The following is a 256-nucleotide window of genomic DNA, read 5'->3' on the forward strand; positions in this document are numbered from 1 at the left end:
GAATTACGTTTTAAGATATATCATAAATCAAAAATCAAATTGTAATTTTTTAATTTCATACTAGCGCATAAAAAAACTACAAAATAATCAAGATAGTTTTTTACGTTAATAAATAAGAATTAAACATATTACGTGCTTTTTTCATATAGCGTTTTGAAAAAACATCTTCCTTGCCAGCATATTGATATGCTGCCGCTCCAACAACTAAAGCGAATAATGAATTGCGAAGATTCAAAGAAAATCCCCCTTAGAGGAA

General features: G+C 27.7%; 1 protein-coding gene. It reads right to left on the reverse strand.

Going from position 1 to position 256, the window contains the following annotated elements; translation table 11 throughout:
- Positions 1 to 100 precede the first annotated feature (100 nt).
- Complete coding sequence (locus JDS98_RS29755; protein WP_199634643.1) at positions 101 to 235, reverse strand: YrzQ family protein; 135 nt, start codon at positions 233 to 235, stop codon at positions 101 to 103.
- Positions 236 to 256: the final 21 nt, after the last annotated feature.

This window comes from Bacillus cereus group sp. N11 (genome assembly GCF_016483605.1).
GTDB lineage: Bacteria > Bacillota > Bacilli > Bacillales > Bacillaceae_G > Bacillus_A > Bacillus_A toyonensis.